Source organism: Vibrio sp. Sgm 5, from assembly GCF_026241575.1.
GTDB classification, from domain to species: domain Bacteria; phylum Pseudomonadota; class Gammaproteobacteria; order Enterobacterales; family Vibrionaceae; genus Vibrio; species Vibrio jasicida.
This window is the reverse complement of sequence record NZ_JAPHPY010000010.1, coordinates 78,225-101,237: the sequence shown is the minus strand read 5'-3', so window position 1 is coordinate 101,237 and position 23,013 is coordinate 78,225. Positions and strand designations below refer to the sequence as shown.

The following is a 23,013-nucleotide window of genomic DNA, read 5'->3' as shown; positions in this document are numbered from 1 at the left end:
GCTCTTGCGATTATCTGCTTTAAATCCATCCTTCCGACGGTCACTATGCTAAAATCCACAAAAAAATAAAGTGGATAGAACATGAAGATCGTAGCGGTGACAGCGTGCCCTACAGGCATCGCTCATACTTATATGGCGGCAGATGCACTAATGAAAGCTGCGCCTAAGCATAACGTACAAATTAAGGTTGAGACGCAAGGCGCGATGGGTATTGAGAATCAGCTCACTCCCCACGATATTGCACAAGCGGATCGTGTCTTAATTGTGTCCGATATTGAGATTGAACAACCAGCTCGCTTTGAAGGCACCAACAAAGTCCAAATCCCTATTGAAGACGTGTTACTTAATGTCGATAAAGTGTTCCTTGTACACTGTCGATGATACGCTGTGCTGATGAACGAATACCAGATCACCTTTTTTGTCGACGATATCAATGCCAGTGCTCACGTAGCGCAGCCCCTTAATCGCGTCGCCAAAAAGTTCAAAAGCACATTACACATCATCAACATAACCCAAAATCGCGTTGCTGAGCTCACTAAATCAATCGCGGTTTTACAAGTTGGCTTGCAGCAAGGCGACTTGTGTCAAATCACGGCTATTGGTATTGATGCCGAGCTTGCCTGTTTCGTTATCAAAGATATGATTGCTGAGAACTTTACCGTTGTGGGTTCTCACATCAACTACGAGTTCTCAAGCCAACTTGCTGAGCGTCTTCCGCAAATCTGCCCGCCTTGTGAAATTAAATGGCATTACGCCAAAGCGCACACTGAACTCACCAAATTTGAGTGCCTGAAAGGGCTAGCGCAACTTATTCATCCGATTCACCCAGACGAACTCATTCTCGCCTTTATCAAACGCGAAGAACGATCCTCAACCGCAGTAACACCGGGCATTGCTCTACCACATGTCATGTTCGAAGGTGTGGACCACATCTCTGTTGCGGTTATCGCTAACGAGATTCCGATGGATTGGGCATCAAAAATGGGTGAAGTGCATCTTGCTATCGCATTAGTAATGCCAGCGAAACCGACTCGCGAACACATCATTGCGGCAACCAACTTAACCCGTAACCTGCTGACCGACCAAATGGCTGAGCGTTTACTGCTAACAAAAAGCAGCGTCGACTTGCAGGCGCTTCTGATGTATGCCATGTCGAGACTGCTTGCTTAGAGTCTGTTCTAGATTGAACCGCGATATTCCGTCGGCGTTCTGCCCGTGCGGTTCTTAAAGACTCGGCAGAAGTAGTTCACATCTTTGAATCCACAGCGCACCGATACCTCATTCAACTTAAAGTTGTATTTCTTGAGCATAAACTTCGCGCGATCTACTCGAACCCACGTAATGTAATCGGCTAACGTCATGTGACCTTGCTGACGGAACAAACGCGACAAATGGTTAGAAGAGATGCTGAACCTCGACGCAATACTGTCGCGCGTGATTGGGCGGTGAAAGTTCTCTTGGATGTAGATACAAATGCCCTGATACAGATCTTGCACTCGGCTGTGCGCCTGCGTCTCAATAGGCGCATCTAACATCGATTTAGCGTATTGCAACAAGGCTTGTAGCAACAGCTCATCCATTGGCTTTTTATTGCACTCACGAGCCAATGAACTCAGCGCTTCCAAGATATTATCAATGGCAAATCCAGAACGAGTTTGAATACTGTGCTTTTGGATATCGTAAAAGCTCGCTTCCCCTTTACGTTTGGATACGAGACTCAAACCCAATTGACGGCGACCGAAGAGAATACTTAATACCGAGCAATCTGTATCCCAGTCAGGTTTATTCCAACAGTTAGGCGGAATAAATATCGCATCACCGGTTTTCGCCACGATATGCGTCACTTTGCGATCATGACTTTCCATTTCATTAATATATTCACCAGACAAGACCAATTCTAATCGAGGGAAGTTAACCTGATAGCTAAATTCAGGTGGTGTATGAAAATCACCAGCAAACCATATATTATGGAATGGTTCTCGCTCGTTTAATACTGATGAAATCAAATCATGAAAAATCATTTTACGTACTCTTAAACACGCATCCATGATGCTATACCTATAGATATACACCCTACTGGATTTTTGTGCTATTGAGCAAAATCACACTTCCACTTTAACGTTACAAAAATCCAGTTAACGCATCAATTATCCAGTCTATAAAATCATCAACAAAGTCTTCAAACCCATATACATGGGAGTAATAACACATTTCACTTATGGTTCATCGACTTCCACATAATGTCACAGATATGCAGTAAGTTTATCCAGTAGACGATCTACATCACACTCTAGTCGGGCGGTTACAATCGTCCAGTAAATGCATTTTTTCTTCACTACTGTCTCCGCTTGGTTAATTTCAAAATACCCCTGAAATAAAAATTATATTTATAGGGGTTCGACAATGATCACCAAACTAATAAATGAAGACTTGATTAAGCTTGATCTTCAAGCGACTTCAAAAGAAGACGTATTTAAAGAACTGGTTGCAGTTCTACACGCCCAAGGTCGTATTTCAGACCAAGAGCAATTTCTTGCAGATATAAAAGCACGTGAAGAATTAGGTAACACCGGATTTGAGGATGGCGTAGCTATTCCACACGCAAAAAGTGCAGCGGTTCTTGAACCAGCGGTTGTGATCGGCGTAAGCAAATCGGGTATCGAGTACGGCGCGGAAGACGGTTTGCCTTCAAAACTGTTCTTCATGATCGCTTCTCCAGACGGTGGCGATAACCACCATATCGAAGTACTGGCAGAGCTATCTTCAAAACTGATTGAAGATGGTTTCATTGATGCATTCTTAGGTGCAGCAAACAGCCAAGATGCACTGGCTCTCCTACTTGCTAAAGAAGAGCCGCAAGCAGTGGCAGACGCACCAGCAAACCAAGGTTTCATCATTGGTGTTACTGGTTGTCCTGCGGGCGTTGCGCACACTTACCTAGCGGCAGAAGCGCTAGAGAAAGGTGCAGCGGCGATGGGTTACGAAATCAAGGTTGAAACGAACGGTTCAATCGGTGTGAAAAACAGCCCAACCGCAGAAGAAATCGAACGTGCAGACGCAATCATCGTGGCATGTGACAAACAAGTCGATATGAACCGCTTTGCGGGTAAACGCGTGGTTAAAACTAACGTAAAAGCCCCTATCCGCGATGCTCAAGGTCTGATTAACGAAGCGTTAAGCGCTCCAGAATACCAAGCAGAAGCAAGCAGCAATGCGCAAACTTCTGTTGCAAACAAAGCCTCTCAGGCTCGCTCGGACCTTTACCGCTACTTGATGAACGGCGTATCACACATGATCCCATTCGTTGTAACGGGTGGTCTGTTGATTGCACTTGCTCTTGCAGTCGGTGGTCAACCAAGTGAAGCGGGCATGGCAATTCCTGAAGGCAGCATGTGGAACCAAATCCTCAACGTAGGTGTGGTTGCCTTTACGCTAATGATCCCAATCCTAGCGGGTTACATTGCTTACGCGATTGCTGACCGTCCTGCTCTGGCTCCTGGCTTGATCGGTGGTTGGATTGCAAACAACGGTTCTTTCTACGGCGCAGACGCTGGTACAGGCTTTATCGGTGCCATCATCGCTGGTCTGCTTGTGGGTTACTTCGTGAAGTGGATTACGTCGATTAACTACCACAAATTCATTCAACCTTTAGTGCCAATCATGATTGCGCCAATCACAGGTTCGTTGTTCATCGCTGGTCTTTTCATCTTCGTTATCGGTGCACCAATCGCAAGCCTAATGGACGGCCTGACTGCGCTACTAACGAGCATGAGTACAGGTAACGTCGTTCTACTGGGTATCGTACTTGGTGGTATGGCTGGCTTCGATATGGGTGGTCCATTCAACAAGGTCGCGTTCCTATTCTCTGTGGGCATGATTGCAAGTGGTCAAACTCAATTTATGGGTGCGATGGCATGTGCAATCCCAGTTGCACCTCTCGGCATGGCACTGGCAACGGCACTTGGTCGTAAGTTCGACCTGTTCGAAGAATCAGAAACCGAAGCGGGTAAAGCGGCAGGTGCAATGGGTCTGGTTGGTATCTCTGAAGGTGCGATTCCGTTCGCAGCGCAAGATCCAATGTCAGTGATTCCAGCAAACGTACTTGGATCAATGGTAGCGGCAGTAATGGCTTTCTCATTCGGCATTACCAACAGTGTTGCTCACGGCGGTCCAGTTGTCGCTCTACTTGGCGCGATGAACCACCCAGTACTTGCTCTGATTTGTATGGCAGCTGGCGCAGTGGTTACCGCAGTAACGTGTGTAACTCTGAAGAAAGTTCGCAAAGCAAAAATGATGCAAGCAGCCGCTTAATCACCCCTACCCCCAAATGGCTCCTATGGCTTGGGCAATGTCGCCCAAGCCATGATTTTCTCTCATGGTGACACTCTATGTCTGATTTAACGATGTCCGATACACAAACGATTCAAACTCAAGCTAAGCATCCGATGTTTTTCCTGATGAACAACGTGATTCAAAACTACGCTTGGGGCAGTACTACTTCTGTTAACCAACTGTTTGGCATTGAAAACCCAACGGGCGAACCACAAGCAGAAGTATGGATGGGCGCGCATCCAAACGGTTGCTCATTGGTGATGGTAAACGGTGAGGAGACCAAGCTCTCTTCACTGATTGCTCAAGACATGAATGCCTTTCTGAGTGAAGAAGTCACAAACCGTTTTGGTGAACTTCCATACCTGTTTAAAGTGCTTGCCGCTGAGAAAGCGCTGTCGATTCAGGTCCACCCAAACAAACAACAAGCAGAGCTAGGTTTTGCACTGGAAGAAAAACAAGGCATCCCCTTAACCGCTGCAAACCGCAACTACAAAGATCCAAACCACAAACCTGAATTGGTTTACGCGCTAACCCAATACCAAGCGATGAATGGCTTCCGCCCAACAAGTGAAATCATCAGCTTCTTCTCTGAACTGGCGATTCCTGAGCTGCAAGGCTTGGTGGATGACCTTATCGCAAACCAGACGCCAACAGGCTTGGCGACCTTCTTCTCGGGTCTACTGTCATTAGAGGGTGAACAGAAAGAGATGGCGTTGACGGTGCTATTGGCTCAAGCTCGCATCACCGACTTACCTCTGTTCAACCTTATTCTTGAGCTAGAGAAGCAATACCCTGGCGATATTGGTTTGTTTGCACCACTGATGCTTAATGTCATTACCCTACAACCGGGCGATGCCATGTTCTTAGATGCAGAAACGCCACACGCTTACTTGAAAGGTACAGGTCTTGAGATCATGGCGAACTCAGACAACGTACTGCGCGCGGGTCTGACACCAAAATACATGGACGTGAAAGAGCTTGTTGCGTGTACACGCTTCAACGAGAAGCCATTCGACAGCCTACTGCTCGCACCAAACGAAATCGACGATATGTTGGAATACCCAATCCCAGTCGACGATTTCAAATTCGCCATCGTTAAACAAGCTCACCAGCGCACTCTTGAAGTACAAACCGCTGAGATCCTTATGCCTCTGGATACCAAACTTGTGCTAACTCACGCAAACGGCGAAACATGCGTAGTTGAAAAAGGACAATCAGTTTTCATTCCGGCTTACGCAAAACAGGTCACATTGGATTGTGAAGGTCGCGTCGCACGCGCTTACAGTTAATCGTTATTGTTAATAGTACGCCACTAAAACCAACGCCTCGCCACTCGCGGGGCGTTTTGCTTTTAACCCCAATAAATCAATGGTTAATTAAGCACTATAGTCTTGATCCAAAACAGAAAAATTCCCCTACAAAACCAAGAAACTGTGTAAGACTTATTGAGTAGCCCTGTTGATAAAGGTGGCAAGATGACTCACAGAAACGCTCACTCTCTTCATGCCATTATCGGCGCACTCGTCGGTGATGCAGCATCTCTCGGATTTCATTGGCTTTACGATCAAGAACTCATCAGGCAGTTTGGTTCTCCGCATCCGGAATTTCACCAACCTAACCGAACTGAATACCATGACAAAGGTTATTTTGCCCACGGTAGCAAGCAAGTCGGTGACCTCACCCACTATGGCGCGCAGCTTGTTGCCATGCTAGACGCTCTGGTTCAAACCGGACACTACGACGAGGCGCGTTACATTCGCTCCTTTCGAGAATGGTTTGATTTTGGTGGTAAATGGCAGGGCTATACAGACAAACCGACAAAGCAAACACTGCTCAACATTCATGAGTTGGCAGCCAAAGAACTGCGTGTGACCTTATGTGGGGCTGACGACACGCAAAACCCTGCACTATCTAAGCTTCCGCCGTTGGTGGCTTTTCATTCCGATGATGACAAACTCGCTAAACTGGTCGATTCCGCCGTGCGGGTTACCAATAACAACGACACCGCAGTTATGTATGCCCAAGCTATCGCAGTGATGATTCAGATGGCGTTGCAAGGCGCTGCGCCCAAAGCGTGTGTGATGGCAGCTCAGACGGTTTCTCCAAAGATTGCTAACGATATTCAACGTGCAGAAGCGATGAGCGGCAGAACCGCCACCAGCGTTGCGGAGTCCGTTGGGATGCATTGCGGTTTAGACGCTTCGTTTGTGGTGATTTGTCATTTGTTGATGAACTCAGAAAGCTACGAAACCACCATGCGTGAGAACATTTACTGTGGCGGCGATTCAAGTGGACGAGCTATTCCGCTTGGTGCCATTCTTGGGGCAAGTTACTACGACACACCAATGTCGATTCCAAATCACTGGATGGATAAAACCGCACTACCTCGCCGTTTACTGCAGTGTTTATAAAAGAAGGGGATGTTGCGGATTCAGGGCAAAAAAAGAGGCCCATGAGAGCCTCTTGCTATGCGTTACTCGGCGGGTACTGCCACTGAGCGGAACTTGAAAAGCTTCTTAGGAGCTTTGGTTAACAAAATGCCAAACATAAGAGGTAGCATTAAAATAATCGACTGCTCTGAAAGCATTTCTCCATTAATAAACGCGGATAGGAATAACGCGACCAAAGGGAAAATCAGAAAACAAATCGAAGCTTGAAACGGTGTCGAAACCTGACCCAGTTTAAAGTAAGCCACAATACCGCCAACACTTGCCACAAAGCCAAGATAAACCACCGCTAGAACTGAGTCGTAAGTAAACGCCAATACATCAATTTGCTCAAAGACTGCTGATAAAGCAAATAGTAGAAGAGAAGCAATAAAACAAGGCAGTGCATTATAAGTCAGCACCTGGATGTCCTTACAGTATTTTTGAACTAGCACATACATCACTGCATGCATTGCCACCGCGAGAGCTAATGACATCGTACCCAGTAAGTAATCTTCCCCACCCAGTTGCATCTCGTTGCCCAAAATCAGACAAAGACTTACCACTGCCGTCAACAAGCCAAACACTTGGTGACGCGCTAAACGCAGCCCTAAAAACAGGCCAGACATTAGCATCACCGCAACCGGCATGTTGGCAAAAATAATCGATGCAAGACCCGATGAGATGTATTGCTCTCCGTAAATCATCAGAGTAAACGGCATCGCAAAGTAGAAAACAGCCACGATAAAAATCCAGTGACGTTTACCCTTTGGGAACATCAAAGGTTGTTTGAATGCTTTTGCCATCACAAACAGCAAAGGCGCAGCAAGGAAAAAACGCATACCTGTGGCAAGAACAGGGGGAATAGAGTGCAATGCGACTTCCATTGCGAACCAAGTGGTTCCCCAGATCAAACACACGGATAGAAAGAGTACAGCAGTAAAAGATTTTGAATTCATGACGACGACTTACTTAAAACATTTAATATTCACTGGCTTGTTTCACCAGATTGACGTGCCACATTTTAAAAACTTCCATCTAGAAATGTTTTACCATTTACAAACACTATTTAAATAGATATGGAAATTTATTCTACAAAAGCCTTAATTAGAGAAAATTTACTCCACAAAAAAGACACATGGCAATGTCATTGTTTTATTTGTGGTTTTAGAAAGCTATAAAGTGTGCGATCCAAGTTGAGCGCAGTAAATCGTTCTAAATGGAGTTTATCCTTCATAAATCACATGTACTAACCACTCCATCACCTTAACGGCGTAGTAGTGTGATGGCTGGCAACATATATAAAACAAATGGCATATATAATTCTTTAGCAATCCTTAACGCTCTGACTGAGCTTCGCCCTAGCCTGAGCCAATGCAGGCTAGGATATTTTTTTAGGGTTCGCACAGACAAGTAAAGCTGTCAGAGCGTCTCAGCAAAGTTAAAAATGCACCAGTCATTAACTGGTGCATAAAGCGAAAGGTTGAATACTGACTAATCTAAAAGACTATAGAGATTCAAAGCCAACACTAGCTTCCGTATAGCCTTTTCTTTCTGAGTTGTAGTCGATAGCAACATTCAAGTGACCTGATAGTTCACCTTCTGCGGCATAAACTGGGCAAGTTGCAACATGCGAAAGGTACGTTGCCTCTGTCGGCTTCATAAAGTAGTAAATTTGCTGCAACTCACACTCACCTACGCTCTTACCAGATGACTGAAGACTTCCTCTTTGCTGATGAAAGTTAGGAGCAGCATCTAAAAGGTAGCTTGGTGTTAGCGTGTAGATATGAGTCTGATAGATATCGGTAAACTCGTGGCCCGCTTTGTACATTTGGCTGCCCATATCGTAAACGACGTTTAAGTGCCAATAAGCAATTTCGGATTCATCCGTAACTTGCGCACCAGGTTTTGAGTACATACAAGTAATCTGGCTATGTGGGGTTTCCATATCTTGATCAGCCATGTGGCCTCTCTTGATAGACTGGATACCACAACGATGCAGCGTAAAACCAGAAGACGCCATACGATCATGGACTTGATGAGCAGATTCAAACTTTGTATGTACTCCCTCAGGCGTGCTACTGGTGATATCAACTGAGTTGTTGGCATGAGCTTGTAGGCTAATACCAGCGATGAAGACGACTGCAACTTTTATATTTTTCATAGTAATGTTCTATTCTCCTCATTAGATTCGAGAGGGAAACTAACTTACCAAACAAATATGAAACAACTTTAATATAAAAATTTGTGATATTAGATCCATATATCAGGACTAAAATTACCACAAAATCATATAAAACCCTTTTTATTCATATAATTAACAGCAAATCAACTCAGTAAAAGCCTGTTTTATTCTCCCTTCTAGAACGAACGCTTGCCAAATGTGCTTAAACTTTATTTTACTTTCATAGTCTGCTTACAATGAAAGATAACCAACTGAGAGAGCATGTATGGACCTTAACTTGTTAAAAACGTTTGATGCAGTCATGAAGTCAAAAAGCGTCAACGATGCCGCTACCGCGTTAAATATCACTGCGCCCGCCGTGAGTCACGCACTCAACAAGTTAAGAGATCAATACCAAGATCCCCTCTTTGTTCGTCAAGGCAGAGGTATCGTGCCGACGAATTTCGCGATTGAGTTACACGCAGAAATTAAAGAGCCTTTAAGCCTATTGATCAACGGTTCGAAATCTCGTCAAGAATTCACGCCAGAAACCAGCCAACGCACGTTTCGAATCTCTAGCCATAAAGATATCGATTTAATGCTCGTGCCAGCCTTGGCGAAATACAAATCTCAGCATGCGCCATTGGTATCTATTGAAGCGGATGTGGAACACTTAAACGAACAAGACCGTCAAGACGACTTAAGACGTCGACGCGTGGATGTGATCCTTGCTACCGTGCCTTTGACGGATCATGGTTATCACAATGAATTGCTGTTTGAACAGGAACTTATGGTGACTGTAAGCCAAGATCATCCTCGTATTCAAAACACGCTAACGTACGACGACTTCATGCGTGAGTCTCATGTAACTTGGCGAACGCAGCGGCTCAACACCAACGCTTTAGACTCTTTGATCATCGAAGATACGCTTCCCCCGAGACAAGTGGCTTATTCCACCGGCTCGACCATGACAGCGCTACAGTTAGTGTCTCAAACCGATTGGATATGCGTTACCTCGCGTTGGTTCTCTGACAACTTGGCAAGCAAGCTCGGATTGAACGCTTTCCCTTTGCCCTTTGAAGCCAATAAGGTACCTATTTACATGACGTGGCACCAATCACAAAAGAACGACAAAGGGCATGAATGGCTAAGGAATGCTATTAAACAAGCGGTCACTCAATCCATCGAGTAACAGACGAGCAATAGCAGTACACCCATAGAAAAAGGGCAAAACCTGCAGCTTTGCCTTTGATATCATTAGCCTTCGAATAACCAGTTTTGCCAACTCTGCATTCTCAGAATCACTTTACGTACGATGCTGAACATTTCCCATTTAGGTGAGTACACCGCGACGTGTGCATCAGTGCCAGATGGCAATGGCATGTCTTTGACTAAGTCTGGATTATCCAATTCCACTTTCACTAAGATTCGGCCACCAGCAGGAATTTGCTCTGGGTACTTCATGTTACCTGATGGTGATATCGCGCCCTGAGCAAAAATGTCATTTACTTGTGTCACATGCGCCTTGTAAGCATGACCAGGAATAGTATTGAAGGTCACTTCCGCCGGATAACCGACTTTCACATATCGTGCTGGCGCTTGTTTAAATGCAGCAAACAACTGTTTTTCTTCTTTGTGGACGAAGGTCAGGTTGCCTTGAAACGGCACAATACGACTCTTCATACCCGGACGCAGCGCCACTTGCGTGACATACCCATCCGTTGGTGCGGTAACGGTGGTTTTGCTCAGATTAAACTGTGCAACTTCGAGCTCGGATTGGTATTTGCTTTGATTGGCTTTTTGCTCCAGTAATTGGTTCTCAATGTTGTCGATTTTCTCTTGAGAAGAGTAACCTTTGCTGCCCAGCTTTTTGTATCTCGCTAATTCAGATTGGTAAAAATCAATCGCTGATTCCGTGCGTTTGATGTCACTTTGAATACGGTTCACTTTGTCTTTAAATGGCGTGTCGTCAATTTGGTAAAGTGGGTCACCCGCTTTCACTTGCTGGTTTCCTTGCACATACACTTGGGTAACCATGCCTTCTACCTGAGAAGTGATTGGCGTCGTCACGCTATACAAACGCGCCATACGAGAAACCGGTTGATACATCGCCATGTAGAGAAAAATCCAACCAACGATGAACATGCCAATGACCGACGCCGTGGTGAGTGTCCACTTGGTTTTAGGCACACGAAATACTCGAAACACGATAACGCACAGCGCTACGTAACTTAGGATGATGAGTGTTTCCATTATTCTTCCCCTTTCGCTTGCTCAAGTTGATTGATGCGGGCTAACAGCTGCTCGTAATCTTGTTGAGATATCGAAGGCTTAGCACCTAACCAGTTTTTCTTCTCTCCGTCGTACATGGTTGCCCAGATCCAAAGGAACGGCCAAATCACATGAAGGAAGAACAAGCTCACCCATCCCGCAACATGAATCGCATCGGCATGAGGGTGGTTACGTTTTTTCGCAATTTCGTAGGGAATATCGTGTAGGGCAATCAATCCAAAAATCAGAATCAACAGCACCACAAATAAGATCGCCAGAGAGGCGTAGTCCAGGGTTAAATTCATTGTGGAAGCTCCTAGTTTAAGACGTTCTAGACGTTTAAGACGCACTAAACACTGCTAAAACGTAACTGAGTGATGACTTTCCTTAAGCTTGTCGCTCCGTCGCAATGAAGAAATAGTAGGATGAGGCTTACATCAGGACTATTGATTCCTGTTTAAATGACAGTTTAGTGATATTTAATTGTCCATAAAATCATCAAGTTAGACCTCTATACCCATTCAAGTTCTGAATGGTTTCAGAATAAGCAGAACAGGATCGAATCTCGCTTTCTACAAGCAGAAAAAAAGCGATACCAATATTGATATCGCTTTGGATAAGGTTGCAAGGCCAGTAAATATTCCGAAAAAATCGATTGGACCCCTCCATCTCTCTAAACGGGTATTAATAACCCGGCACAAGCAACAAACCTAAAATCACTTTTATTCTTTGACTGTTCAAAATGGAATTGAAATTATGTTATAACATAACACTTATTCAATTGGCTGACAGTTATTGCTTAGTGATAAGAGTCACAGAACAAACCCGTGAAGAATTTAAAGTGCCCCAAAGCATACATAAAAAAGAGCAGAGACGAATCTCTGCCCTTTTACCTACGCTTAATGATTAAGCTTGATAGAAAACGCTTCTTCCCGACAAATTAGCGCTGTATTAACTTCTGTATGCGTTATTTCTTCGCGTGGAACATCGCTTGCCCACTCTTGTCTTTATTCGACCAGAAATTGATGTTGAACTGAGCATCATCGCTCATCTCAATACGGTGCCAGTACTGCGGTGGGCTGGTAGCAAACTGGCCTGCATTAATCACCACCACTACTTCTGCTTCTGTTGCGTGTTCATCAGCAAAGCCGTAGTAGGTCACTTGCCCTTCCATGACGCACAGCTGTCCAAACACTCCCTCAGCGGTATTGTGATGAGTCAGTAGCGCTGGTGGCACATTGTCTTTAGTGAAGAAAGGCGTTGAACGTTGAACTGTCCAGTCTTTAGGAATTCGTAGATGCGACATAATGATACCCTCTCTAATTACAATTCTTTTCGTTTAAATCGGTTAAGCCTGAGCGGCTTGAGACAACTCTCGAAGTAGTGGAAATGCTTGCGTAGCTTGTTCTCCCGTCACGACGAAGCCCATGAGTCGGCTATTTTCATCTTCTGCCTTCGCGGCAATGCCAGTTTGAGAAATCTGCACGCTCCAACTCGTCACCGAACTAAAATCGCCTGCCAATTGAATTGGGTAGCTCGGCGTTTTCACCTTTACCATCATAGGCGGTAGTTTCAGCTCTGCTTCTTGCCCCAGTAGTTGTTTGCCCAAAGCATTGGCACTTAGCACGATCGGTTGGAGATACGGCATCAGTCGACCTTGGATCTCGGCACAATCGCCTAATGCGAACACATTGGCTGCTGATGTCTGTAATCGAGCATCCACCTCGATGCCTTTATTCACGCTCAACCCACAAGCCTTCGCTAACCAAGTGTTAGCACGTAAACCCGCAGCTGAAATCACTACATCGGCTTCGATTGCTTTACCTTTGCTCAAGCTTGCCACCAGCGAATCATCTGAACGATTGATCGCAACTACACCAGTCTCCAAGGCAAGTTGAATACCTTGCTGCTTAAGTTGGTTCTCCAGCGACAATGCAACAAATTCAGGAATCAGGTTAGCGAGCAAACGGGGATTTGGCTCAACCACCGTAACGGCTTTACCACTGGCTGCAAGATCCATAGCGATCTCGACCCCGATCAGACCACCACCCATTACTAGAATTCGTTTCGCACGACTGATTTGCTCTTCAGCTATTTGATATTCTTGTAGCGAGTTCAGCGTTATCACCTCAGGTGCTGCATCACCAGATATTGGCGGCACAAAGGCTTTCGCGCCTGTCGCAAACACCAGTTTGGAGTAAGGGTAGGCTTGACCATTGACTACCACTTGCTGAGCTTGCACGTCGACATGCTCAATCATGGTATGGACGAACAGTTCGATGTTGTGTTCCTGTGCAAACGCCTCACCACTTTTAACTACCAAGTCTTGGGCAGTTTGCTTGTTACTGAATACATGACTCAAATCGGGCTTGTTGTATTCCGCACCATCATCAGCAGTAAACACTTGCAGCGGAATATGTGCGTCCATTCGGCGCACTGTTTTCACCAATTGGTAAGCCGCAAAGCCGCTACCAATAATCACAATAGGTGCTTGCATATTCGCCCCCTTACCCGTTGTATTCGACAAAGACGTCTTTACCCAAGTGACATTCTGGGCACAAGAAGTAATCTGGCACTTCAGACCATGCTGTACCCGGTTCAACGCCTTGATTAGGCTCACCTTTAGCTGGGTCGTACACCCAATTGCAAACCGTACAAACCATGCATTGACAATCTGCAGGGTGCGCCTCGGTACTAGGGTTACTAGGAGCGGTATCTAACACAGCTTGTGTTGCTACTTGTGCAGCGGGTTGTGATTGAACTTGTGGTGCAGACGCAGCAATCGCCGGAGATATAACAGAACTTTTCAGATCATGCTTTGCCCACAATTTCGCGATGTTCTGACCATGTTCGCGACATTCACGCATCGCTTTACCATCTGGTCGCCATTTGGTTTTCAAGCTCACTGCGGTTTCAAAACCTGCGTCGGTCAATCGAGCATGGATACGATCCACCGCGCCACTATTCCACCCGTAGCTACCGAATGCAGCGGCCTTTTTCGCTTTAAAGCGCAGACCGGTAATTTCTTCTAGCATGCCTGCGATCTTCGGCATCATGACGTTATTCATGGTAGACGAACCAACCAAGATGCCTTTTGAGCGGAATACATTGGCGAGAATTTCATTCTTATCATGCTTAGAGACATTAAAGACTTTGACCGCCACGCCAGGGTCAACATCATGAATGCCTTGCGCGATTGCATCGGCCATCATTCGGGTGTTGTTTGACATAGAATCGTAGAAAATCGTAATGCGATCTTCTTGATAATTGTCTGCCCATGCTAAGTATTGCTCGATGATTTGAACTGGATTATCGCGCCATACAATACCGTGTGACGTAGCGATCATGTCAACAGGCAAATTGAAGCTCAGCACTTCTTTGATTTTGGCGGTTACCAAACTGCTGAACGGCGTTAGGATGTTTGAGTAGTAACGCAAACACTGTTCCATCAACTCATTTTGATCCACTTCATCATTGAATAAGCGTTCATCGCAGTAGTGCTGACCAAATGCGTCGTTACTGAATAACACTGCATCGCCAGTTAGATAAGTCATCATGCTGTCTGGCCAATGCAGCATCGGCGCTTCCACGAACACCAATTGCTTACCGTTACCAATATCAATGCTATCGCCCGTTTTTACGGTTTTGAAGTTCCACTCAGGATGGTGGTGATGACCCACAATCGAATCAATCGCCGCTTCTGTACAGTAAATTGGCGTGTTCGGAATCTTCTCCATTAATGCCGACAATGCGCCTGAGTGATCTTCTTCTGCATGGTTTACCACGATAAAGTCGATAGACTTAAGGTCGATTTCCATCTCTAAATTTTGGATGAATTGTTGACTGAATCGATGATCGACCGTATCAATCAATACGGTTTTCTCTTCACGAATTAGATAACTGTTGTAGCTGGTACCTTTTGTCATTTTGTATTCTGTACCATGGAAGTCCTGAACTTCCCAATCGCGTTGACCTACCCAGTGGATGTTGTTTTTTACGTGAATTGTCATAATTACTACCTTGAATGACGGGATAAACAAAAATAATTTCTTCTTGTATTGCACTGGGCGTGCCAACTTTTAATTTCTATATCTTTCAATGATTTAATTAAAATCCAACTTTAATATATGTCATTTAGACACAGTTGAAAATTGTCATTAAGACACTACAATAGTCATATTGACACAATTGGTATTGGCTATGACTTCTTTAATCGCGCAATGGCTACACATCACGCAAGACCTTAACTCGGCGCTCACTCAACAGGCTCGCTTCGATACGTTATTAACCACGATTCGAGATGTATTGAAGTGTGACTCTTCTGCCCTTCTTTTGTATGAAGACCAGCACTTTAAACCTTTAGCGATCAATGGATTGGCGAAAGAAGTGCTTGGACGCCGTTTCTCCATTGAGCAGCACCCAAGATTAGAAGCCATTGCCCGAGCAGGCGATATCGTGCGCTTTCCCTCCGACAGCGATTTACCGGATCCATACGATGGCTTGATTCCAAACCACGATGACAAACTGCATGTCCATTCCTGCATTGGTTTACCTTTGCTGATCGACGATCAACTGATTGGTGCCATTACGATTGACGCCTTCGACCCCAACCAGTTTGATGGGCTACGCAACCAAGAATTACGTTTTGTCAGCGCATTGGCAGCAGGTGGCCTACACACTGCACTCCTACTAGAACAACTAGAGACACAAGCGAGCCTGCCACGTGACTCTTACGCTGAGAAACGCACCTTAAGTAACGAAATCATTGGCAACTCTCAGGGCATGAAGAATCTTCAAGAGCAGATTGATGCAGTCGCCGATACTGAATTGTCTGTGCTGGTGATGGGAGAAACGGGCGTAGGTAAAGAGTTAGTTGCCAGCGCTATTCACCATAGCTCTAGCCGCTCTAGCAATACCTTGGTTTACCTAAACTGTGCGGCGCTGCCGGAATCAGTGGCGGAAAGCGAGTTGTTCGGTCATATCAAAGGTGCTTTTACAGGCGCGATCAGCAATCGCAAGGGTAAGTTCGAACAAGCCGACGGCGGCACACTGTTTTTGGATGAAGTTGGCGAACTGTCGTTAGAACTGCAAGCTAAGTTACTTCGAGCTCTACAATACGGCGACATTCAACGTGTGGGTGATGATCGCCATATTCGAGTCAACACACGCATTGTCGCCGCCACCAACCGTATATTGCATGAAGAAGTAACCGCTGGGCGCTTCCGAGCCGATTTGTATCACCGTCTAAGCGTCTTCCCCCTTCATGTTCCGCCTCTTCGTGAACGTGAAGACGATGTGTTGTTATTAGCGGGCTTTTTTGCCGAACGCTTGAGAAGCAAATTGGGATTAAACAGCATTCGTTTGTCTCCCACTTTGGTGCAAGCACTCAAAGACTATTCATGGCCAGGCAATGTGCGGGAACTTGAACATGTCATTAAACGTGCTGGTGTTTTGGCAAAAGCGCGTACCCACGCTATGGACATCGAGTTAGTTGAACAAGATTTTGATATCCGAACGCCGAATCAGAACATTAATAACGTTGAAGAAACGGAACAAAACTCTCGGCTTGAGCTACCAGAAGGCGGATTAAAGCCTGCTACAGATGCCTTCCAAAAAGCGATGATTGTTCGAGCTCTGGAAGAGAATCAAGGCAACTGGGCAGCAACGGCACGCCAGCTTGAAATAGATAACGGCAATTTACACCGATTAGCGAAACGCCTAGGGATAAAATAGGGATTGGGTAAAAAGCGTGTGAGATGGTGGAATTACGCAGGAAAATCGATCTTGCTTGTGTCAAAATGCGCCATCTCAATCGACAAGTCATAAAGTAATGAATTATCAAGCTGCTATTTTTGACATGGATGGTTTGCTCCTCGATACGGAACGTGTCTGCATGCGCATTTTCCAAGAAGCGTGTGAAGCACAAAACCTCCCATTCTATAAAGACGTTTACCTTTCAATCATTGGTCGCAATGCAGCAGGCATTGAAGTGATTTTCCGCAAAGCTTATGGGGATGATCTTGACCGATTGCACAAAGAGTGGCGTGACCGATACGATGCAGTGGTAAAACATCAAGCGATACCAGTGAAAGATGGCGTAGTTGAATTGCTAGAGTGGTTGAAGGAAAAAGGCATTCCTACCGCAGTGGCAACATCAACAGCGAAAGAAGTAGCACAGAAGAAGTTGGAACTGGCGGGCCTAAGCAAGTATTTCGACAACTTAACGACAGGCTGTGAAGTGTCACACGGCAAACCAGATCCAGAGATCTACCTGCTTGCAGCAAATCGTCTAAACGTAGATCCAACCAAATGTATCGCGTTTGAAGATTCCAACAATGGCGTACGTTCTGCAGTAGCGGCGCACATGGTTACTTTCCAAATCCCAGATCTTGTTGAACCTTGCGAAGAAGTTCGTGCCTTTGGCCATGCAATTGTTCCTTCCTTGAATCACGCATTAGCTGAGTTAAAACAGGCATAACCCGTTTCCTCTCATCTAACTGACTAAAAACGCTCCATCTTTTGGGGCGTTTTTTGTGGATAATATTTACCCAACTTTACACATAACTGTGTAGTTATATTCACAACATTAATAGATAATCACTCGCATAACCACACATAAAACAAGGATTATATTATGCTCAACAAAAAGCCATTAACTTGGCAAACTATCGCTTTGCACTGGGTAACTGGACTTGCTTTTATCGGGGTGTTCGCTCTAGGGCTTTACATGGTCGATTTGCCACGCAGCCCAGAAAAGTTTGAGTGGTATGGCATCCACAAATCACTAGGCGCTATCATTTTAGTTGTCGCTCTTATCCGTCTAGTGTGGCGCTTAAAAGAAGGTGCTCTACCACCCGCTTCAGAAATGCCTGCATGGCAAGATAAAGCGGCCAAAGCAGTACACGGTATCCTTCTGCTCGCTACTTTGGCAATGCCTATCTCTGGCATCGCAATGAGCGCTGGTGGTGGCCGAGCGGTCGATATCTTCGGTTGGGTTATTATCGCTGAAGGTCCAGAAACCCCTTGGCTTCAAGAACTCGGCTCAACCATTCATCACTCTGCAGTGGAAATTCTGATTGCTGTGTTTGTTCTTCACGTTGCTGGCGCTATCAAACACCAAGTGGTCGACAAAGATGGCACCATTTCTCGAATGCTTGGTCGCTCGTAGAATCGATATAGATACAAAAAACGCACTCTCAATTGGGAGTGCGTTTTATTTTTAGCTCATCAACATCTCTGAAGAATCGAGCGATTGAGGTTCTATCGTCTGCTTCTTCTGCCAGCGGTCGATCACAAGCGTCGCAATCAAATCCCCTTCAACATTAACAGCGGTGCGGAACGTATCCAACGGTCTTTCTATCACCAATAAAATCGCAATCGCTTCCAGCGGAATACCCGCAGCTAACAGCACTAACTGCATCCCCGACATGGAGCCCGAAGGCATGCCCGGTGCACCTACGGAAGAAACCATCGCCATGATGAAGATCATCACCAATCCAGTGGTACTCAAATCCACACCAAACAACTGTGCTAGGAAAATCGCAGCGACACCTTCAAATAACGCGGTGCCATCCATGTTCATTACAGAGCCGAGTGGCAACACCATGCTACTGACTTCTGGCGCGACATCTAAATTGTCTTCCGCACTTTGCTTTGCTAAAGGCAGCGCTGCCGCACTTGATGACGTCGCAAACGCCATGGCTAATGGTGCTGAAATCGCTTTAAATAACGCAACTGGAGAGATGCCCGTCATTACCTTGGCAATCGTTGGTAACACGACTAACCCGTGCACCATCGTGAGCACAAACACCAGTAACGCAAACAACGCGAGTTGCTGAATCAGATTCCCACTTGAAGTCAGCGTGATATCAAACACGATCGCAAAAATAGCAATCGGAGACAGCTTAACGATGCCTCGAATCATGGTGTTGACGCTTTTGTTCAGCCCCGAAATCACCGCTAGCAACGGATGACCTGACGGAACAGAAAGCAAAATCGCAACGCCTGCCATAAAGGAGAAAACCACGATCGCCAGTAAGTTACCATTCGCCAGTGCAGCAAACGGATTCACCATCGCCATCTTAACGAGATTAGTGAGTATGGCGGCACCACCAGCGCCTTGCTCGTCAATCAAATGGACATCACTACCCACAGAAATGCTTTGGCTAAGTGGCTCCCATGCAGGCAATGCTAACGACGCACCAAGTCCTAAACTAATGGCAATTAAGGTGGTGAAACTGTAGAAGAGCAGTGTTCGTCCACCCAGCGCTTTAAGGCGAACGGTTGAACCAATATTGGTGATGCCTTCGACAAGAGAAAACAGCACCATCAAACCCACTACCATTTTCAGTAAGCCGAGATAGACCGTTTTGCCCAACATTAAAATTTGGTAGTAATCACTCGACAGTAAAAGCGATTTGTCTGCCAACCCATGGTCGACTAAAAGAAGGATGGCTTGAGCCCCACCCCACGCAAGTAGGGCAGAAATAAGAAGTTGAACGGGCAAAGAGAGTTGCAAATGACGCATAAAAAACACCTAGCGCCACAAATCCTGATGATTTGGGCGCTCGATAAAAATGAAAAAATGGAAGTGAAGAGTCACGGCTTGGATTAAGACCAAGAGCCTTTGTAATATAGGTTCAATAAACCTTTTACGCGTTTGAGCACTACCAAAGCCGACACGCGGAACCAACCGAAAATAACGCGCTGATGCAGCCTAAAGATCGTGTCGTACAAGCGGCGAACGTAGCGTCCACGCAATACGAGTTTGTCATTCATCAATGCGCCAACCGCGTAGTCATGCCCGAGTGCGACAACCATCCCGCCGTCTTTGAATACAAACGGTTTTAACTCTTTGCCTTTCACCAAGCGTTTAAATTGCTTCGCCAAATGTGCAGCGGCTTGGTTGGCGGCTTGCGCTCGTGGTGGTACAACACGTCCATCCTCTTGTGGACATTCTGCACTATCACCGATGACAAAAACGCTCTCATCAAGAGTGGTTTGCAACGTTGGCAACACTTTAAGCTGGTTAATGCGGTTGCTTTCTAGACCATCAAGATTCGCTAACCAATCCGGGCATCGAATCCCCGCCGCCCAAATTTGTAGATCAGCAGGAATGACTTCATTTTCCGTCACGATGCGGTCTGCTTCTGCACGCTGAACTTTAGTGTTTAAGCGAACGTTAACACCCTGCTTTTGTAGCTTCTTCAACACTTTTGTAGACATGCACTCAGCACTTGCAGGTAACACACGATCCGCCGCTTCGATAAGCGTAATCGAAAGCTGAGTATCATCTTGATAACGGTTTAATTGCTTGCTGACTTTCGCCCATTCGGCCGCCAGCTCAACACCAGTCGCACCTGCACCCACGATAGAAACACGATGTGAGCCACCGTTCGCCAGCATTTGCTTCATCTGTTCCCACGCTTTTTCTGCTTGAGAAGCCGAATCTAAGAACAAACAATGATCGCTTACACCCGGAATTTTGAAATCGTTACTGATCGCGCCAACGGCAATCACGAGGTAATCGTATTTCAATGTTTGCTCTGGAGAGAACTCAGCGCTCACAGTAATCGTTTTATTTGCTCGGTCTAAGCCTGACATACGAGCTTGAACATATTGGTAACCATGACAAGCAGCATGAAGACGAAACGCAACCGAATCTAGCTCATTATCAAACGTGCCCGCCGCAATCTCATGAAGTCTTGGTTTCCATAAGTGATGAGAAGATGGCTCAACCAAAGTAACGGTATGGTCAGATTTGCCTGCAAAACTGCTCGCTAAACGCGTGACCATTTCTAGACCCGCAGCACCACCACCGACAACAACAAAGTTCGACATACTCCCCTCCCGGAAACCATCCATCGAAAGATAAAAATCAAAAACGCAGCAAATACGTTTGGAATGGCGGGCATTATATTGAGTTGCAAATAAATGATAATAAGCTGAAAAAGAAAATGACTATTACGGATTTGTAAAAATAAGAAATAATCGTCTGAGCCAAATACTAAAAACAAAAAAGCCACCACTTTTCAGTGATGGCTCTGATACATAATTGGTTATGAAAAATCTTTTGAGATAATGTTTTCAATATTTCTTTCTGCTAATGCAGCAATGGTCAACGCAGGGTTTGCACATCCATTGTTTCCAGGAATAAGCGCCCCATCAATAACATAAAGACCATTGTATCCATCTACACGCCCAAATAGGTCTGTCGCTTTCCCCATTTCCATTCCTCCAACTGGGTGCGCACCAGTAAAAATAACGTCGGAGAAACCCTGAGCTCCTATTCGTTGCCAGTTAGCTCGTGCAACTTTGTTGTTTACTGCTCTTAAGGCATCCGTTGCATCTTTCTCGTTCTCTTTCGGATAATGAAGAACCGCATCATCGATAGAGGCATCATAATAAAAATGACCTCGATTCTTTAAGTCCGCAGTCACGGATAGCATCATAGAAATCCCTACGTCGGCAATACCAGCATTTGCCCAATTTTCTGCTGCGACCGGGCTTCTTCCGGCTTCATCAACATAAATTGCTGTAGGAGAAGGAGAAGCTTGAGCAACACCAGCAGGTAATCCAAATAACGACTGTCTAAATGCCATTCGGTTGCCATTATCGCCCCAGTTCTTGCCGACATATTCATTTAACTCCGGCAAGTCTCCTCTCTCTTTTGCTCTAACAAGCATACGTGTTGTGTGGTAAGAACCAGCCGATAGAATAAGCTTGTCGCACGTAATCGTTTTTTGTTGAACAACATTGCCGTGAGCATCGAGCTCTTGAATGTCTAATTCATAAATATCACCATTCATTCGAATGTTGATCAGTTCATGCTTGTGGTGGAAAGTAACATTCCCTGTTGCCTCTGCTAACGGAATATAGTTTTGCCCAAGGTCATTCTTACAACCGTTGCTATTACCGAAATTAGTTAGGCCAATAGTTGCTGAAGGTAAGCTTTTTCCTTTGAGTTCTTGCCTGATAACATCCCAATTCCAGTTACCTTCGATAAGATAAGGAGAGTAGCCTGCTTTTGAAACTTCTCTATTCCAATCTCGACAATGCTTAAACGGCGCACTGGCAAAAACATCTTTAGGCATATTGCTGTAGTTTAAGATGGATTTCACTCTTGGATAATAAACGTCCACCATTTCTTTGTAAGAAAGCTCGTTAGGGTAAAGCTTCTTGAAATGCTCTTCCTTTGGAACAACCATAACACCGGTATAAATCACCGAGCCGCCACCTACCGCAGTTCCTAATAATAGGTCGGAACCATCTTGGTTGTTTTCTCCCGGCTTATCGACAATATCAAGAACACCACCGAATTTTTCGATACTGCGTGGCGTAATCGTTTGAAGGAACGGAAGATCAAATGTGAGTGCAGGAAACGTGGTCTTTGTTCTTTGCCAAAACATCCGCTTGTCAGCCAACATATCATGTGCAAATACCGCTCGCTTTGGGTCATTAGGCCAGCGGTTTCCTCTTTCAATTACCGCCGTTTTGATGCCAGCAAGACCAAGTCGATAAGCGCTAATTGCACCACCAAAGCCGCTCCCAATGATAACGACCGGCAAATGGCCATTTATTTGAGGAGGACGTTCAAAAAGCTCTGGTAGATAACTTTCTAAAACAGGTAAACCTTTAAACTTATCAATCGGTTTTTCATTCTCTGGGCGAAAGAAGAAAGCCTGAGCCTTTGGAGAAGTGACACTCATACCAGCAGCAACCGAGGTAGCAACACAAGATTTTAAAAATACTCTTCGATTTGTACCATCCATTAGTAACTCTCCTTTGTTATTAAACAAGATGAATACTATCGAAGCCTAT

Annotated in this window: 20 protein-coding genes; 9 read left to right on the top strand and 11 right to left on the bottom strand. The window is 45.4% G+C overall.

Annotation, left to right across the window (positions count from 1 at the left end):
• The first annotated feature begins 81 nt into the window (after positions 1 to 81).
• Both OQJ86_RS08130 and OQJ86_RS08125 read left to right on the top strand, forming a co-directional pair.
• Positions 82 to 381, top strand: coding sequence for a PTS fructose transporter subunit IIB (locus OQJ86_RS08130; RefSeq protein WP_005441202.1), 300 nt, complete (start codon positions 82 to 84; stop codon positions 379 to 381).
• Positions 382 to 393: 12 nt separating this feature from the next.
• A complete protein-coding gene (locus OQJ86_RS08125; RefSeq protein ID WP_017819357.1) occupies positions 394 to 1,170 on the top strand; it encodes a PTS sugar transporter subunit IIA in 777 nt (258 codons plus the stop codon).
• An 8-nt stretch (positions 1,171 to 1,178) separates the two neighbouring features.
• Here OQJ86_RS08125 and OQJ86_RS08120 read toward each other — a convergent pair whose 3' ends face one another.
• Positions 1,179 to 2,021, bottom strand: coding sequence for a helix-turn-helix transcriptional regulator (locus tag OQJ86_RS08120; RefSeq protein ID WP_005451367.1), 843 nt, complete (start codon positions 2,019 to 2,021; stop codon positions 1,179 to 1,181).
• 382 nt (positions 2,022 to 2,403) lie between these two features.
• On the opposite strand from OQJ86_RS08120, the gene OQJ86_RS08115 reads away from it, so the two are divergent.
• The 3 genes from OQJ86_RS08115 to OQJ86_RS08105 all read left to right on the top strand — a co-directional run bounded on the left by OQJ86_RS08115 (position 2,404) and on the right by OQJ86_RS08105 (position 6,743).
• Entirely contained in the window at positions 2,404 to 4,311 is a 1,908-nt protein-coding gene (locus tag OQJ86_RS08115) for a PTS fructose transporter subunit IIABC (protein WP_265987441.1), read from the top strand.
• A 77-nt stretch (positions 4,312 to 4,388) separates the two neighbouring features.
• On the top strand, positions 4,389 to 5,621 hold the full coding sequence (manA, locus tag OQJ86_RS08110) for a mannose-6-phosphate isomerase, class I (protein ID WP_265987440.1): 1,233 nt from the start codon (positions 4,389 to 4,391) through the stop codon (positions 5,619 to 5,621).
• A gap of 186 nt (positions 5,622 to 5,807) precedes the next feature.
• A complete protein-coding gene (locus OQJ86_RS08105; protein ID WP_265987439.1) occupies positions 5,808 to 6,743 on the top strand; it encodes an ADP-ribosylglycohydrolase family protein in 936 nt (311 codons plus the stop codon).
• Positions 6,744 to 6,805: 62 nt separating this feature from the next.
• On the opposite strand, the gene OQJ86_RS08100 is transcribed toward OQJ86_RS08105, so the two are convergent.
• Positions 6,806 to 7,717: a DMT family transporter gene (locus tag OQJ86_RS08100; RefSeq protein ID WP_038870406.1), complete on the bottom strand. Its 912-nt coding sequence runs from the start codon at positions 7,715 to 7,717 to the stop codon at positions 6,806 to 6,808.
• 548 nt (positions 7,718 to 8,265) lie between these two features.
• Positions 8,266 to 8,922, bottom strand: coding sequence for a hypothetical protein (locus OQJ86_RS08095; RefSeq protein WP_045404753.1), 657 nt, complete (start codon positions 8,920 to 8,922; stop codon positions 8,266 to 8,268).
• A 286-nt stretch (positions 8,923 to 9,208) separates the two neighbouring features.
• Between OQJ86_RS08095 and OQJ86_RS08090 the strand changes: the two genes are divergently transcribed.
• Positions 9,209 to 10,114 (top strand): LysR family transcriptional regulator, encoded by a 906-nt coding sequence (locus OQJ86_RS08090; RefSeq protein ID WP_038870402.1) that lies wholly within the window; start codon positions 9,209 to 9,211, stop codon positions 10,112 to 10,114.
• A gap of 65 nt (positions 10,115 to 10,179) precedes the next feature.
• Here the strand turns inward: OQJ86_RS08090 and OQJ86_RS08085 are convergent, their stop codons facing one another.
• The 5 genes from OQJ86_RS08085 to norV all read right to left on the bottom strand — a co-directional run bounded on the left by OQJ86_RS08085 (position 10,180) and on the right by norV (position 15,203).
• The gene (locus OQJ86_RS08085) at positions 10,180 to 11,175 is read right to left on the bottom strand and encodes an HlyD family secretion protein (RefSeq protein ID WP_045462251.1); all 996 of its coding nucleotides are present in this window, start codon (positions 11,173 to 11,175) and stop codon (positions 10,180 to 10,182) included.
• Positions 11,175 to 11,498, bottom strand: a complete 324-nt coding sequence (locus tag OQJ86_RS08080) for a DUF3302 domain-containing protein (RefSeq protein ID WP_005441217.1) — start codon at positions 11,496 to 11,498, stop codon at positions 11,175 to 11,177. The genes OQJ86_RS08085 and OQJ86_RS08080 overlap by 1 nt, the downstream gene beginning before the upstream one ends.
• A gap of 662 nt (positions 11,499 to 12,160) precedes the next feature.
• Complete coding sequence (locus tag OQJ86_RS08075; protein ID WP_038870398.1) at positions 12,161 to 12,499, bottom strand: DUF1971 domain-containing protein; 339 nt, start codon at positions 12,497 to 12,499, stop codon at positions 12,161 to 12,163.
• Between the two features lie 42 nt (positions 12,500 to 12,541).
• Complete coding sequence (gene norW, locus OQJ86_RS08070) at positions 12,542 to 13,690, bottom strand: NADH:flavorubredoxin reductase NorW (RefSeq protein WP_045462254.1); 1,149 nt, start codon at positions 13,688 to 13,690, stop codon at positions 12,542 to 12,544.
• A gap of 10 nt (positions 13,691 to 13,700) precedes the next feature.
• The gene (norV, locus tag OQJ86_RS08065; RefSeq protein WP_265987437.1) at positions 13,701 to 15,203 is read right to left on the bottom strand and encodes an anaerobic nitric oxide reductase flavorubredoxin; all 1,503 of its coding nucleotides are present in this window, start codon (positions 15,201 to 15,203) and stop codon (positions 13,701 to 13,703) included.
• A 190-nt stretch (positions 15,204 to 15,393) separates the two neighbouring features.
• Here norV and norR point away from each other — a divergent pair, with 190 nt between their 5' ends.
• From norR to OQJ86_RS08050, 3 genes are all read left to right on the top strand, one after another.
• On the top strand, positions 15,394 to 16,926 hold the full coding sequence (norR, locus tag OQJ86_RS08060) for a nitric oxide reductase transcriptional regulator NorR (RefSeq protein WP_265987436.1): 1,533 nt from the start codon (positions 15,394 to 15,396) through the stop codon (positions 16,924 to 16,926).
• A 97-nt stretch (positions 16,927 to 17,023) separates the two neighbouring features.
• Entirely contained in the window at positions 17,024 to 17,671 is a 648-nt protein-coding gene (locus OQJ86_RS08055) for an HAD family hydrolase (RefSeq protein ID WP_265987435.1), read from the top strand.
• Positions 17,672 to 17,827: 156 nt separating this feature from the next.
• Entirely contained in the window at positions 17,828 to 18,361 is a 534-nt protein-coding gene (locus OQJ86_RS08050; protein ID WP_038870389.1) for a cytochrome b, read from the top strand.
• A gap of 51 nt (positions 18,362 to 18,412) precedes the next feature.
• Here the strand turns inward: OQJ86_RS08050 and OQJ86_RS08045 are convergent, their stop codons facing one another.
• The 3 genes from OQJ86_RS08045 to OQJ86_RS08035 form a co-directional block, all read right to left on the bottom strand.
• A complete protein-coding gene (locus OQJ86_RS08045; RefSeq protein ID WP_265987434.1) occupies positions 18,413 to 19,720 on the bottom strand; it encodes a dicarboxylate/amino acid:cation symporter in 1,308 nt (435 codons plus the stop codon).
• Positions 19,721 to 19,803: 83 nt separating this feature from the next.
• The gene (locus OQJ86_RS08040) at positions 19,804 to 21,033 is read right to left on the bottom strand and encodes an NAD(P)/FAD-dependent oxidoreductase (RefSeq protein ID WP_265987433.1); all 1,230 of its coding nucleotides are present in this window, start codon (positions 21,031 to 21,033) and stop codon (positions 19,804 to 19,806) included.
• Positions 21,034 to 21,251: 218 nt separating this feature from the next.
• A complete protein-coding gene (locus tag OQJ86_RS08035; protein ID WP_265987432.1) occupies positions 21,252 to 22,964 on the bottom strand; it encodes a GMC oxidoreductase in 1,713 nt (570 codons plus the stop codon).
• Positions 22,965 to 23,013: the final 49 nt, after the last annotated feature.

Coding starts and splice junctions, on each gene's coding strand:
- OQJ86_RS08130 (WP_005441202.1), top strand. CDS start 82: ATGAAGATCGTAGCGGTGACAGCGTGCCCTACAGGCATCGCTCATACT.
- OQJ86_RS08125 (WP_017819357.1), top strand. CDS start 394: ATGAACGAATACCAGATCACCTTTTTTGTCGACGATATCAATGCCAGT.
- OQJ86_RS08120 (WP_005451367.1), bottom strand. CDS start 2,021: ATGATTTTTCATGATTTGATTTCATCAGTATTAAACGAGCGAGAACCA.
- OQJ86_RS08115 (WP_265987441.1), top strand. CDS start 2,404: ATGATCACCAAACTAATAAATGAAGACTTGATTAAGCTTGATCTTCAA.
- manA (WP_265987440.1), top strand. CDS start 4,389: ATGTCTGATTTAACGATGTCCGATACACAAACGATTCAAACTCAAGCT.
- OQJ86_RS08105 (WP_265987439.1), top strand. CDS start 5,808: ATGACTCACAGAAACGCTCACTCTCTTCATGCCATTATCGGCGCACTC.
- OQJ86_RS08100 (WP_038870406.1), bottom strand. CDS start 7,717: ATGAATTCAAAATCTTTTACTGCTGTACTCTTTCTATCCGTGTGTTTG.
- OQJ86_RS08095 (WP_045404753.1), bottom strand. CDS start 8,922: ATGAAAAATATAAAAGTTGCAGTCGTCTTCATCGCTGGTATTAGCCTA.
- OQJ86_RS08090 (WP_038870402.1), top strand. CDS start 9,209: ATGGACCTTAACTTGTTAAAAACGTTTGATGCAGTCATGAAGTCAAAA.
- OQJ86_RS08085 (WP_045462251.1), bottom strand. CDS start 11,175: ATGGAAACACTCATCATCCTAAGTTACGTAGCGCTGTGCGTTATCGTG.
- OQJ86_RS08080 (WP_005441217.1), bottom strand. CDS start 11,498: ATGAATTTAACCCTGGACTACGCCTCTCTGGCGATCTTATTTGTGGTG.
- OQJ86_RS08075 (WP_038870398.1), bottom strand. CDS start 12,499: ATGTCGCATCTACGAATTCCTAAAGACTGGACAGTTCAACGTTCAACG.
- norW (WP_045462254.1), bottom strand. CDS start 13,690: ATGCAAGCACCTATTGTGATTATTGGTAGCGGCTTTGCGGCTTACCAA.
- norV (WP_265987437.1), bottom strand. CDS start 15,203: ATGACAATTCACGTAAAAAACAACATCCACTGGGTAGGTCAACGCGAT.
- norR (WP_265987436.1), top strand. CDS start 15,394: ATGACTTCTTTAATCGCGCAATGGCTACACATCACGCAAGACCTTAAC.
- OQJ86_RS08055 (WP_265987435.1), top strand. CDS start 17,024: ATGAATTATCAAGCTGCTATTTTTGACATGGATGGTTTGCTCCTCGAT.
- OQJ86_RS08050 (WP_038870389.1), top strand. CDS start 17,828: ATGCTCAACAAAAAGCCATTAACTTGGCAAACTATCGCTTTGCACTGG.
- OQJ86_RS08045 (WP_265987434.1), bottom strand. CDS start 19,720: ATGCGTCATTTGCAACTCTCTTTGCCCGTTCAACTTCTTATTTCTGCC.
- OQJ86_RS08040 (WP_265987433.1), bottom strand. CDS start 21,033: ATGTCGAACTTTGTTGTTGTCGGTGGTGGTGCTGCGGGTCTAGAAATG.
- OQJ86_RS08035 (WP_265987432.1), bottom strand. CDS start 22,964: ATGGATGGTACAAATCGAAGAGTATTTTTAAAATCTTGTGTTGCTACC.